Annotated in this window: 10 protein-coding genes, 2 tRNA genes and 1 riboswitch; of the genes, 4 read left to right on the forward strand and 8 right to left on the reverse strand. The window is 49.5% G+C overall.

Annotated features, from left to right (window positions below):
* The first annotated feature begins 82 nt into the window (after window positions 1–82).
* The 4 genes from xseA to NNX04_RS06060 all read left to right on the forward strand — a co-directional run bounded on the left by xseA (window position 83) and on the right by NNX04_RS06060 (window position 3,875).
* Window positions 83–1,444 carry an exodeoxyribonuclease VII large subunit gene (gene xseA / locus NNX04_RS06045; RefSeq protein ID WP_261947796.1) on the forward strand — a complete coding sequence of 454 codons (1,362 nt, stop codon included), beginning with the start codon at window positions 83–85 and terminating at the stop codon, window positions 1,442–1,444.
* 82 nt (window positions 1,445–1,526) lie between these two features.
* A riboswitch (TPP riboswitch) is annotated at window positions 1,527–1,654 on the forward strand.
* 38 nt (window positions 1,655–1,692) lie between these two features.
* On the forward strand, window positions 1,693–2,850 hold the full coding sequence (locus tag NNX04_RS06050) for an FAD-binding oxidoreductase (protein ID WP_261947797.1): 1,158 nt from the start codon (window positions 1,693–1,695) through the stop codon (window positions 2,848–2,850).
* Window positions 2,851–2,863: 13 nt separating this feature from the next.
* Window positions 2,864–3,070, forward strand: a complete 207-nt coding sequence (gene thiS / locus NNX04_RS06055; RefSeq protein ID WP_261947798.1) for a sulfur carrier protein ThiS — start codon at window positions 2,864–2,866, stop codon at window positions 3,068–3,070.
* Window position 3,071: 1 nt separating this feature from the next.
* Window positions 3,072–3,875 (forward strand): thiazole synthase, encoded by an 804-nt coding sequence (locus NNX04_RS06060; protein ID WP_040391580.1) that lies wholly within the window; start codon window positions 3,072–3,074, stop codon window positions 3,873–3,875.
* A gap of 55 nt (window positions 3,876–3,930) precedes the next feature.
* Here NNX04_RS06060 and NNX04_RS06065 read toward each other — a convergent pair whose 3' ends face one another.
* The 8 genes from NNX04_RS06065 to NNX04_RS06100 all read right to left on the reverse strand — a co-directional run bounded on the left by NNX04_RS06065 (window position 3,931) and on the right by NNX04_RS06100 (window position 12,732).
* A complete protein-coding gene (locus tag NNX04_RS06065) occupies window positions 3,931–5,229 on the reverse strand; it encodes an HD-GYP domain-containing protein (protein WP_261947799.1) in 1,299 nt (432 codons plus the stop codon).
* Window positions 5,230–5,351: 122 nt separating this feature from the next.
* Window positions 5,352–6,251: an AEC family transporter gene (locus NNX04_RS06070; RefSeq protein ID WP_261947800.1), complete on the reverse strand. Its 900-nt coding sequence runs from the start codon at window positions 6,249–6,251 to the stop codon at window positions 5,352–5,354.
* Between the two features lie 192 nt (window positions 6,252–6,443).
* A tRNA-Leu gene (locus tag NNX04_RS06075) sits at window positions 6,444–6,530 on the reverse strand.
* Between the two features lie 33 nt (window positions 6,531–6,563).
* Window positions 6,564–6,637 (reverse strand) — tRNA-Cys (locus tag NNX04_RS06080).
* Window positions 6,638–6,772: 135 nt separating this feature from the next.
* Window positions 6,773–8,509, reverse strand: a complete 1,737-nt coding sequence (gene ltrA / locus NNX04_RS06085; protein WP_261947801.1) for a group II intron reverse transcriptase/maturase — start codon at window positions 8,507–8,509, stop codon at window positions 6,773–6,775.
* A gap of 1,003 nt (window positions 8,510–9,512) precedes the next feature.
* The gene (pgsA, locus tag NNX04_RS06090) at window positions 9,513–10,067 is read right to left on the reverse strand and encodes a CDP-diacylglycerol--glycerol-3-phosphate 3-phosphatidyltransferase (RefSeq protein ID WP_261947802.1); all 555 of its coding nucleotides are present in this window, start codon (window positions 10,065–10,067) and stop codon (window positions 9,513–9,515) included.
* A gap of 103 nt (window positions 10,068–10,170) precedes the next feature.
* On the reverse strand, window positions 10,171–12,009 hold the full coding sequence (uvrC, locus tag NNX04_RS06095; protein WP_261948396.1) for an excinuclease ABC subunit UvrC: 1,839 nt from the start codon (window positions 12,007–12,009) through the stop codon (window positions 10,171–10,173).
* 69 nt (window positions 12,010–12,078) lie between these two features.
* The gene (locus NNX04_RS06100) at window positions 12,079–12,732 is read right to left on the reverse strand and encodes a response regulator (RefSeq protein ID WP_151057212.1); all 654 of its coding nucleotides are present in this window, start codon (window positions 12,730–12,732) and stop codon (window positions 12,079–12,081) included.
* Window positions 12,733–12,838: the final 106 nt, after the last annotated feature.

Consider the following 12,838-nt stretch of genomic DNA (forward strand, 5'->3'; position numbering starts at 1 on the left):
ACAATATCTAGTGTTGTAAGGCAGCTTAAAGGCGACGATCGAGACTATACCCGCCGCAAGCCTTCCCCTAGAATGACGCCCTATGACTAATACCCTGCACCCAACAACCACTGAACGCGAGATTTTCAGCGTTAGCCAGCTTAACCGACAGGCACGTCAACTGCTGGAAACCCACTTACCGCTGCTCTGGGTGGAGGGCGAGCTCTCCAATGTATCTACCCCCTCCTCGGGCCACTGGTATTTCACCCTGAAAGACGAGCAAGCCCAAGTGCGCTGCTGCATGTTCCGCAACCGCAATATGCTGGTGCGCTTTAAACCACAGCAGGGGCAACATGTACTACTGCGCGCCCGCGTCAGCCTTTATGAAGGCCGCGGCGACTACCAAATCATTGCCGAACACATGGAAGAAGCCGGTAGCGGCGCCCTTCAACGCGCGTTTGATGAACTAAAACACAAGCTGTCGCAAGAGGGACTGTTTAACGAGGCACACAAAAAAGCCCTGCCTCCGCTGCCCAAACACATTGGGGTTATCACTTCGCCCACTGGCGCCGCGATCCGCGATGTCCTCAGCGTACTTGAGCGCCGCTTTCCCGGCATTCCCGTCACCGTGATTCCCGTTGCGGTACAGGGCAAAGAATCCGCACCGCAAATCATAAAAGCCATAGATCTAGCCAATCGCTGCGGCTTGTTTGATGTACTACTGCTAACCCGTGGTGGTGGCTCGATGGAGGATCTCTGGTCATTTAACGAAGAGAGTGTCGCGCGTGCGATTTTCAACAGCAAGCTGCCTATTGTTTGCGGCGTCGGCCACGAAGTGGATTTCACTATCGCCGATTTTGTCGCCGACCTGCGTGCACCCACACCATCCGCAGCGGCAGAACTGTTAGTGCCCGATGGCGATGATTGGCTGGATAAATTTATCGGCTTTGAAGTGCTGCTCGAAGAGGCCATGTTGCGCCGCTTGCAGCAATGGCAAAAGCATCTGCACAACCTGCGCCAGCGCTTGCGCCACCCGCGTGAACGCTTGGAACAGCAGGCGCAGCGGCTGGATAACCTGGAGTTGCGCCTCAAAAATCACATCCATAAGCTACTGGCGAACTACAAAAACCAGCTGATACAACTACGACTACGCCAGCAAGCGCATCACCCGCAAATCAGACTCGCACAATTATCCGAGCGCATTAAAAACGCCCAAACACGGCTGTATACGGCGCAACACCGGTTGATTGATCGCAAAAAACAAGCCTTGGGCGAATCAGTGCGTATGCTCAACACGCTCAGCCCGCTCAGTACACTTGAGCGCGGCTATGCACTGGTGACCGATACCCAAACCCGCAAAGTCATTACCGACAGCGATCAAGTCATTCCCGGCAGTGAAATCAGCACACGCCTTGCGCACGGGGAATTAATTTGTCGCGTAGAGGAAGTTCGCAACGCGAACTGAACTTGCCCGACTAAAAAATAGATCTACCCACAAATAGCTCGCGTATAGATTGCGAACTAAATGGGTGGCCAGTATATTGGCCACCTTCTTGTCGGAGCGCCTTGGTGCCTCACTTAATGAGTGAGCCATACGAAGGCTGAGATGGGTTCGGCCCAATCCGTAGAACCTGAACAGGCTAATACCTGCGGAGGGAACAAGGTGCATCAGCCACGGCTATTGCCCGCTCTCCGCCTCGACTCAGAGGCACTATGACCACACAATCTTCGACCAAACAATCCGCGGCCAACCTCAGCGCACACCATTCATCCACCCCACAAACTATTGCCATAGCGGGTGCCGGTTTGCTCGGGCGTTTACTCGCCTGGCAATTAAACAAAGCCGGGCTTGATGTCACCCTGTTTGAAGCCGGTAGTTTTACGCCCGGCGAACCCCAAAGCAAACGCGCCGCCGCGTTTACGGCGGCAGGCATGGTTGCACCGCTGAGCGAAGCCGTGGTGTCGGATGAAGGCGTTTACCGCATGGGCCAATTTGCGCTCACCCACTGGCCGCGCTGGACCAATCAACTCAATACTGATCGCAACACAACAGACCCGCTCTTTTTTAGCAACGGCAGCTTGGTCGTGGCACATCCGCAAGACGCCAGCGAGCTGGAACAATTCACCCGCGAATTACACTTTGTGATTCCCGAATGCAGCCGCTATGAAACAGTAAATCAATTACAGATTCAGACCTTGGAACCGGATTTAAGCCCGAATTTTCAGCAAGGACTATTTCTGCAAGAAGAAGGTCACCTGCACAATCGTGAATTCCTACGACTATTGGGCGATGACATTATTAATAGCGCGATTAAAGTGCGAGAACACACCGCTGTCGATGTCGCAGCGGGAAAAGTCATCGCCAACGGCACTGCAGAAGAGTTTGATTTAGTCATTGACTGCCGCGGGCTGGGCGCCAAAACCCAAATGCGACAATTGCGCGGCGTACGCGGTGAAACCCTGCATGTAGAAACCAGCGAAATTCACCTGCAACGCCCGGTGCGCTTAATGCACCCGCGCTATCAACTTTATGTGGTGCCGAAACCAGGCAATCGTTTTATTATCGGCGCAACTCAAATTGAAAGTGAGGATCGCTCACCGGTTACGCTGCAATCCAGCCTTGAATTAAGCAGCGCGCTCTACACCTTGTCGCCCGCCTTTGCTGAGGCACGTATTATCGAAATGGATACCAATTTGCGCCCGGCGTTTATGGACAACTTACCGAAAGTAAATATTCAGGATGGCCTGATCAGCGCTAATGGATTATTTCGCCATGGGTATTTACTTGCACCGGCCGTGGTTGAAAATGTGCTAGCGCATATTTTTAAAAAACCGGAGCCGATTTTTTCTGCACTGTTAAATCACCACTAAAAAGCACGAGCTTATGACCATTGAACTGAGTGTAAACAACGAAATCAAAACGCTGGCAGACAAGGTGCTGCTCAGCGTTGCCCTGCAACAATGGGGTTATGGCGACACTAAAATCGCCGTGGCAATTAATGGCGAATTTGTACCTCGCTCGACTTACCCTGAGCGCGAATTATTCAATGGCGATCAAATCGATATCGTCAAACCGGTTGGTGGAGGTTGATATGAGCTACAACAAACCTGAAAAAGATTTCACGCTCTACGGCGAAACATTTTCCAGTCGTTTTTTATTGGGCACCGCCCTTTATGCATCGCCCCAATTAATGCGCGAATCGGTTATTCAATCGCGCAGTGAAATTGTGACGCTCGGCTTGCGCAGGCAAAACCCGGCCAATCGCGATGGCGATGCAATTTGGCACTATATTCAGGAAAGCGGCTGCCGTTTGCTGCCCAATACTGCCGGTTGTAAATCGGTAAAAGAAGCCGTGACGCTGGCTGAAATGTCGCGCGAAATTTTTAATACCGATTGGATCAAACTGGAAGTAGTCGGCGACGATTACAACCTGCAACCCGATCCCTTTGGGTTACTGGAAGCTGCGGATATTTTGATTAAAAAAGGTTTTAAAGTACTGCCCTATTGCACCGATGATTTAATTTTATGTAAACGACTATTGGATGTGGGCTGCGAAGTATTGATGCCCTGGGGCTCACCCATTGGCACCGGCCAGGGCTTGTTAAATCGCTACAATTTACGCACCCTGCGCGAGCGCATTAAAGACGTACCGATGATTATTGATGCGGGACTGGGCGCGCCCTCGCAGGCCGCCGAAGCAATGGAAATGGGGTTTGATGGGATTTTATTAAATACGGCAGTGGCCAAGGCGCACAACCCGCCACTGATGGCCGAAGCCTTTGCCGATGCAATCGATGCAGGCCGCAAAGCATTTAAAGCAGGCTTGATGCAAAAACGCCAAACGGCCAGCCCGAGCACCCCAACCATTGGCCAACCCTTTTGGCATCAACAGTAATTTTAACGGGCGTTAATATCAGGAAACTGGCGGCGTATTGTGATGAACTATTTGTTTACTTAATACGGCCGCTGATATTTGTAAAACCCTCTTCTATTTTGCGTAAAATTTTTGGGTCTTTGGCATCACCCGATGAGATGTACATTTGCACCATTCGACTCAAGCGCTGCAAATGAAATTTCATTTCCTCTTGCCTAAGCGAGGCATCCGCAACTGCTTGAGTGATGCTATTACCCTCTTTACCCGCCATGGATTCAAGGGACTCACGCAAATCTTCTTTGAACAACATGCTGCCTTTAAAGGTGGTAGCAATATGAAAAATAACGTTTTGCAATGCATGTAGCTTTCGGTCGCCGTGGGTATACCCCACCGAGGTCAAACAATCGCGCAATTGCGTAAACCAATTCTGTAGCTGCAAGTTTTGTTGCAACATCCGCTCAGCAAATTCAGGAACACCACTACCATGCACCACATTGGGCAAAGGCAATTCGCTGCGCAAAATCATGGTAGTAACAATGTCGCAACTGCGATACAAATAAGCAGCGCGATTCATCTCCAGAATAGGAATCACCTCACGCCAACGCCGCCCCTGCGCCTTAAAGCGATTAAAATAAATACCCACAATTGAATCGGCAACGGCAAGAATTTGCCCGGCAATGGAAAGTTCGCTCTCCACTTTAGCCAAAGGGTAACCCGTGCCATCACAGCGCTCGTGATGCTCACTGACCGCAGCAACTATCTCAGCAGATAAACCGGGAACATCCATCAAAATACTACGCGCAATTTCCACATGGCTTTGTATATGCAGCCAATCTTCAGCGGTTAATTTTTCGGATTTATGAAGGATTTGCGGATCGATGTGCAACATACCAATATCATGGGCAATTGCCGCCCAAAATATTTCACCAGACTCCGCCGCAGGCAAGCGCATCTCCTGCGCGATGTAAAGTGCCCAGAGGCTCACGCAGAGTGTGCGTTGATATAAATCATTCATTTGCGCTGCCATCACCGTCAAATACTGCTGCAATAACGGTAGATCCGACAACTTGGCACATACAGGCTCAAGAGAACTCAGAGGATGCTTCTGCTCTGCTAGAGCTTGAAAATATTCGGTTGAACGAATCGTGCCCAACAAATGCTGCAGCAAATCGCCTGAGGTGATAACTGTCTTTAATTCAATAGAATTGGCGAGCGGGAGAGCGAGAGTTTTGCCCTGGAGGGCGAGGCAGGTTTTTTCATCAAGCGGCGCTGACCGCGCAAGCAATAACTCACCATTTACAGTGTAAATATCTTCAGCCACCACTGCCGGATTAGCTGCCGATAATTCAATCAGATAATAAAGATAAGGATCCAATTATGATGGACTCCATTCAAGCAATTTATTAACCCCGCCGACACTATAAAAACGCGCGGCAAGCCTCATCCATGTTTTTTATTTTCCCACCAATCAACGCAACACCTGCAGCCTGGAAAATCCTAGCCAAGCAATAAACGCCAACCCCACACCGTCAATAAACCCAGCAATAGGCTATAACCCACCATCGAGGCCGCCAAACGAGGCGCTAAATTATGAGTGGCAGCCAGCACACCAGCAGAAATCATTGCAGGCATTGCCGCCTCCAACAAAATCACATCAGCGGCCAAACCGCGCACATCAAACAACCATAGCCCGCCCCACGCAAAAGCCGGCGTCACAATTAATATGTAGAACAACCCCAATAATAGCGGTGATAAATGCTCGCGCTCTAACGCAAATCGCCACTGCAGCCCCACCGCCACCATCACTACTGGAACCAGTGTAGACGAAATTCGCGCAAGCACCGCCTCCAACCACGCCGGATAGCTACCAAACATAGCCACCATGAAAGCGATTATCAGGGTAATAAACGGTGGAAATAACAAGATGTTGCGCACAATGCCAAGTACCGACCCGTGACCTGCTGAGTAATAGCACGCAAGCCCGACACCGACCGTATTAAGTGCGATAAATGTACCCAACTGATCATAGAGGATGGCATAGGGCAAAGCGTGTACACCCAAATGCGCCTCAATCAACGGGATCCCCACGAACCCCGTATTCCCCAATGTAACGAGCAGCAACATTGCCCCCGTCACCTCGCGTGACCAAGACAACATGCGCGCAGTCACCCAGGTAAGCACTGCTGCAAATAGCATAATCAACCAGGCAGCAACTACGGTAATAACTGCCTGATGACTAAACGAAAGCTTGGGAATTTCAAGCAGAACCAATGCCGGCAAAGCTACATAAATGACGTATAAATTAAGTGAAGCCGAACTATTTTCCGGCAACCGCTTGCTGCGCTGAAATAACAACCCAATAACCAAACAAATAACTACTAGCGCAATATTGGACATAAATGACACTTACAAAAACTAAAAATAGCGAGGAACCCAGGGAACAAACCGCCCTTGGATTTGTGCCCCCTTAGTGTAGACACTACACCGAAAGCTCTGGCGTAGTGCAAATAGAAAATCATAAAAAAACCCGCTCTGCTTTGTATTTCAGGGCGGGTTTCTCAGTCGTTCTAAAATGTTGGGAATTACATATGGTGCCCGAGGCCGGACTTGAACCGGCACGACCAAAAGATCGACAGATTTTAAATCTGTTGTGTCTACCGATTTCACCACTCGGGCAGAGTGCTTTTACTTCGGTAAGTAAAAGAAAAATGGAGGCGCGACCCGGAGTCGAACCGGGCTCAACGGATTTGCAATCCGACGCATAACCGCTTTGCTATCGCGCCATTTCGGTTGGGTAGGAACAGGTCATTACTGACCCATTCCCCCCTAAGAACCGTGCGTGCGACTTTCATCGCACACGGCTCAAGTTTACTGCAAGCTGATTTAATTCAGCCGGCAACATCAGAGAGGCGCGAATATTACACACCTAACCCACTGTATTGCAACTCTTTTGTGCTCCCTTGGCTATGAACCAAGGCATGGCAGTTAGGATGAAGCAAAGCACGGTTATCTTTGCGATCAGACCCGCCGTCAACACGTCTTACGATGTGATGATCATGCCAGCCACTTTGCATTGATATTCCGCCACCACAGAAAGCACATAGACCAAGTTGCCTGGCAAATAACGACCAAACTTCTTTGCGGTAGCGCAGTTTATGCCGCATCCGCTGGACTCGTAGTGCCTCCCATTTTTCCTCGTGCTCCGCGTCATACGGATTGTAATCCGCTGGTAGACGCTTATGGCGCACGATAGGGGTACTCGCTAACCCGTAGAGTCGGCGATACCTCGTTTCTCCCGATTGCAATTTGTACGCTAGAGCAAACACCCATTTTTGCCCATTAATGGATTTGAAGTATCGCTTCCGAATCCACTCGATGGACTTATTTGGATGCCTGTGTTTTGCCCACCGCCATAGCCGCCAGAAAATAAGGTGCTCCAGTTTGCTGAAGGTTTGCTTTGCCACTACTGGAGAATGGTATTCCGCCCATCCTCGCAATACCGGATTCAATTGGCCAATTAATGCATCCTGCGTTAATGCGCCGCTGTTGTTAATTATCGCTGCCACTTTCTGATAAAACGCTTGCGCGTTTTTCTTAGATGGTTTGATAAACAGCTTGGCCTTTCGATACGGTGATTTGGGTACATATTTTCTGAAGTTCCACCCCAGAAAATCAAAACCGGTGTTGATGTGAGTAATGCGTGTTTTCTCCCGTGATAGCTGAACCCCTCGTACCGACAAGAATTCCTCCACCCAAGGTTTCACTTCGTTTTCCAGCAATTCTTTCGAATAAGCTGTAATCACAAAGTCATCCGCATACCTCACCACCTGCAACCCAAGCCGCTTGGATTTGGTGACTCCAACTTTTTGCACGAAATGCGCCTTTAGTTGAAACTCCAATCCGTTCAGTGTGGCGTTAGCCAAGCAGGGCGAAATAATCCCGCCCTGCGGTGTTCCTGCCTTCGTTTCTGCAAACTGGCACTTGTCGATCACACCGGCTTTTAACCATTTGTGGAGCATTGCTTTGTCCATAGGGACGTTGCGACGCAGCCACTCGTGGTTAATGTTGTCAAAGAAGCCTTTGATGTCCCCTTCCAAAATCCATACTGGTGCCACAGAGGGCGCCAGTAAGTGAAAGAGTTCCACCATCGCATCAGTGGTCGATCGGTCAGGCCGGAAGCCATAACTTTTCGGGTCACTGGTACTTTCTACAACAGGCTCCAATCCTTGCAGGTAAAGCGCCTGCATTGCCCGATCCAACATCGTCGGGATACCTAGCGGACGTTTTTCCTGCTTGCCGGGTTTGGGTATCCATACCCGTTTTAGCGGTCTGGGTTGATAGCCCCGCTTATGTGATAAACGCTTCACGGCATTCCATTTGGCGGTTGGCGTACTCCATGTTTCACCATCCACGCCCGGTGTCTTGCGACCCCGGTTCTCTGTTACCCGCTTTACGGCCATACAGCGCCCGTAAAACGAGTGAGCGAGTAATCGTTGAAGTCGAAAAACCCTTCGCCAATCACCGGCCTTAGTCGCCTGCGCGATCTTCAATTGCGTCTTCCGAACGGAGCGATAAGCCTTTTCCCAGTCAATCTGGTGCCAGCCTGTCGCCTCGTCAGAGGACGCAGCGTTCATCGTTTCCGATGTTGGATTCATACAGTCCTCCTGAGTGGATTTAATACCCTTCAGGCGGACTACTCCCCGAAGGGTAGTGTCTACCCTTCGGGGAAATTAATAGATTGAAATCAGCAAAAGTTCACACGCGTGTAAACCAGATGTACGTCAGCCAGAGTTGCCCCTGTCGGTAATATTTCAACCGATATACCCTCCATTACAGAAAGCCATTCGCTTTTTACATCCTCCTATTCCCCACACTCATCAGCGCTTCTTGCGAAGCCCCTGCCTGTGCCGATCTTCTGGCCGTGGGCGAGTGGTCGGGATTGCCACGTTCCCCGCTTCGTATCATTTCACTGTTTAGGCTTCATCTCTCCTCCGGCAGCTTTGAGGTGTCGCCGCACATGCCTCTACTGTGCAGACCAGCTGCAATGCGATTTTGGCTAAAGCCGATAATTGCCGTAGGCTCATCAATTGTGACGAAGGTTCAGACGATGATTCACGTATGTTAGCCATGCAGATACTGTCGCTAGCCCCAATAATCCCGTGCAATTCAGGATTAAACCTGCCTTGTTACCAAAGCATGGCACTGTCAAAACAGCAGGGACATTGTTAATCGAGCTTCACACCTCAAGGTTGGCCCTCAAAGCATGTCGATCTAGCGAACTAACGGACACACGTTAGGCTTGATACTCCATACAAAGATATGGAGCCAAGCAATACGAAACGGAGCACATTTACATGTCTCCGATGTTGAAGTAAGCAAGAACCGTCAAGAGACAGCGAGCTTATTCTGATATACCTCTCTCACTTGTATGCGGGAGAGGTAGCCCATACGGGATACATCCCGCAGGGGTTAAAATGATAAAACTAATATGCTATTTGTTTTTGGTGGCTAGCTACCACACACCGGAGACACGTAAAACGTGTCGCACAGAGGCCGCAATTCTAGCGGACTCATTTTAAAAATCCTAGTCTTTTATAGAAGCTGCTATAAGGTTTTTTACGGATTGTTCAAATGCTGGTCAAGTCGTTTAAAAAGCCGTTATTTTTCGCCTGATGATGGCAACAAAAATGGCCAGGCAGCACGCAGATATAAAATCATTGACCAAAGGGTCAGTGCAGCCGCGCCCGCCAAGGCAACAAACCCCAAGGGAATTAATACGGGTACATTCATGAGCAATACGATAATTGCTGTCATTTGCAGGGTAGTTTTTATTTTTCCGATACTGGATACCGCCACACTTGCCCGCTGCCCTACCGCCGCCATCCACTCGCGCAACGCTGAAATAACAATCTCACGACCAACAATTACGGCAGCTGCAACTACAAACCAGACTGAATCATGATGAAGGGTGACAAGCAATAATAACGCAATAGCTACCATTAGCTTGTCAGCAACCGGGTCAAGAAAAGCGCCGAAAGGTGTGCTTTGATTGTATTTGCGGGCGACATAACCATCGGCCCAGTCAGTAATCGCCGCCACGCTAAAAATAATTGCGGTGACAATATGCGCCCAACCAAAGGGGAGATAAAAGACAACAACAAATAGCGGAATCATAAATATCCGCAGTAAGGTCAGCTGGTTGGCAAGATTCATAGAGAGGTCTCAGGTGGCGCTAGATGTCGTAAAATCGGTGCAGATGATACACCAGCACCATGGTTTTCACATCCCGTGACGCTTTTGTGACAGCATCGCAGGGCTAGTCATTATGAAAAAACGCATGTATCTCCTCAGCCAACTTCTGGCTGATGCCGCTTACCCGCGCAAGATCACTGATACTGGCATTTTTGATTTCATGTAACCCACCAAAATGACGCAACAATTCACGACGCCGAGTAGCGCCTATTCCGGGAATATCCTCCAAGGTTGATGTTTTACGTTTTTTATCGCGCCGCTGTTTGTGGCCGGTAATGGCAAAACGGTGGGATTCATCGCGGATGTGCTGAATCAAATGCAATGCCGGTGAATCGCCCTGCAAGACAATCTCATCACCCGTTTCACCATCAAACAAAGTTTCAAAACCCGCCTTGCGTGTTGTGCCTTTAGCCACGCCAATCAGCTGTACGCCCTGCACACCCAATTCACCGAGCACTTCAATCGCTTTACCCAGCTGCCCTTTGCCACCATCAATCAGCAAGATATCGGGCAGCTTACCCTCACCATTTTGCAGGCGTGTGTAACGGCGAGTTAGCGCCTGCTCCATTGCGGCATAGTCATCGCCGGGGGTTATGCCATCGATATTAAATCGGCGGTAATCCGATTTGAGTGGGCCATTGGTATCAAATACCACACAGCTGGCTACGGTTAATTCACCGCTGCTATGGCTGATATCGAAACACTCCATCCGCTGCGGGGTTTCCTCTAATCCTAACGCCTCCTGCAAAGCGACAAAACGATCCAGCGAGCTCTTTTTATTATTGATATGCGCGATAAGGTTTTGCTGCGCTGCGGTTGCTGCCATTTGCAGCCACTGGGTGCGATGACTGCGCACTTGGTGATTGATAAATACCTGACGCCCCGCTGCCTGCTGCAGCGCAGCGCTAATTACCTCCACATCTTCCAGCGGCTGACTCACAATCACTTCGCGTGGAATGTCACGCCCGCTACTGGCCAGATAAAACTGGGGAATAAATTCAGCAAGAATTTCTGCAGGTGTTTCTGCGAGAGTGGAAGCAGGATAAAAGCTGCGGCTACCTAATATTCGCCCTTGCCGCACAAACAATATGTGGACACAAATTGCAGCGGCGCGCATTTCTGCCGCGATTATGTCGATGTCGCCATTGCCCTCTTCAATCACTTGTTGCGATTGCACGGTACGCAAAGCGGTAATTTGATCGCGATAATCTGCCGCCTTTTCAAACTGCAGTTGCTGCGACGCCAAGTCCATTTGATCCGCAAGTTCACTGAGCAATTTATCGCTATTTCCCGTTAAAAAAAGCCGGGTGTGGTGCAGATCTTTTTGATAATCCTCGGGCGAAATATAATCCACACAGGGCGCAGTGCAGCGTTTGATTTGATATTGCAAACAAGGACGTGTGCGATTTTTGAATACACTGTCTTCACACTGGCGCGAACGAAATGTTTTTTGCAAAAAGTTCAGACTGTCTTTAACTGCTCCCACGTTGGGAAAAGGGCCGTAATAATCGCCGCGCTTTTTCTTTGCACCGCGATGAAAAGAAATACGCGGATAATCCTCACCACTGGAAATAAAAATATACGGGTAGGATTTATCGTCCCGCAGCAAAATATTATATGGCGGACGATTTGACTTAATGAGATTCTGCTCAAGGATCAGCGCCTCCGTCTCACTAGCCGTAACCGTGACCTCGATACGCGCAATACGCGAAACCAGCGCCTGGGTTTTTGGTGTTAAACCCGATTTGCGGAAGTAACTGGCAAGGCGCAATTTGAGGTTTTTGGCTTTACCAACATAAAGAATACCGCCATCAACGCCAAACATTTGATAAATGCCCGGTTGCTGGGTGGTGTTGGCTAAAAAACGGGAGTGATCAAAAAGATCGGCACGCTCTTGCGTCATAGAAATACTATCTGCCAAAACTAACTGCCACAGGGCGTTAGCTGCAGCAGAAAAAGGAACAGCAGCCGTTTATACGACTGCTTCTGGATCGAGCAGGTTGTGTTTTACTGCTAACAGCGTCAATTCCACATCGCTGTTGATAGAAAGCTTTTCAAAAATACGGTAACGGTAAGAGTTAACGGTTTTTGGACTAACACAAAAAGTAGTGGCTATATCGTTCACTTTTTGGCCATTCGCAATCAGCATCGCCGTTTGCAGCTCACGCTGGGAAAGCTTTTCAAATGGCGATTCCTGACTATTCGAACCGGAAAAGGTTCGCAGTGCCAACTGCTGTGCAATTGAGTTACTCATATAGAGATCGCCGCGAATCACTTTATTAATCGCATCCGTAATCTCGGTAAATTCTGCCCCTTTGGTGACATAACCTACTGCCCCCGCCTGCATCAAACGGGTTGGGTACAGGTCATCGTCACAAGCGGTAACCGCGATAACTTTGAGCGTTGGATTCACGGTCAGTAGTTTTTTGGTCGCTTCGAGGCCACCCATACCGGGCATTTTTACATCCATCAGTACAACGTCAGGCTTCAAAACGCGCGCCTTGGTTACGGCCTCTTCACCACTCTTGGCATCCCCAACCACCTGATAGCCGTCTACATCGGCTAACATACGCACTATCCCCATGCGAACTAGATCGTGATCATCGACTACGAGAATCTTTGTCAAACTAGCCCCCAATCCGAAACCGGACTCATAAACATTGTTGTTATAAAGTGGTCACTATACCCAGAAGATTTACTGCCACATTTTTAACGATTGTAGTGAGACTCTC

The organism is Cellvibrio sp. QJXJ (assembly GCF_024452345.1).
Taxonomy (GTDB): domain Bacteria; phylum Pseudomonadota; class Gammaproteobacteria; order Pseudomonadales; family Cellvibrionaceae; genus Cellvibrio.

Bases quoted from the DNA above. Each gene is read 5' to 3' on its own strand.
- xseA (WP_261947796.1), top strand. From the start codon at position 83: ATGACTAATACCCTGCACCCAACAACCACTGAACGCGAGATTTTCAGC.
- NNX04_RS06050 (WP_261947797.1), top strand. From the start codon at position 1,693: ATGACCACACAATCTTCGACCAAACAATCCGCGGCCAACCTCAGCGCA.
- thiS (WP_261947798.1), top strand. From the start codon at position 2,864: ATGACCATTGAACTGAGTGTAAACAACGAAATCAAAACGCTGGCAGAC.
- NNX04_RS06060 (WP_040391580.1), top strand. From the start codon at position 3,072: ATGAGCTACAACAAACCTGAAAAAGATTTCACGCTCTACGGCGAAACA.
- NNX04_RS06070 (WP_261947800.1), bottom strand. From the start codon at position 6,251: ATGTCCAATATTGCGCTAGTAGTTATTTGTTTGGTTATTGGGTTGTTA.
- ltrA (WP_261947801.1), bottom strand. From the start codon at position 8,509: ATGAATCCAACATCGGAAACGATGAACGCTGCGTCCTCTGACGAGGCG.
- pgsA (WP_261947802.1), bottom strand. From the start codon at position 10,067: ATGAATCTTGCCAACCAGCTGACCTTACTGCGGATATTTATGATTCCG.
- uvrC (WP_261948396.1), bottom strand. From the start codon at position 12,009: ATGACGCAAGAGCGTGCCGATCTTTTTGATCACTCCCGTTTTTTAGCC.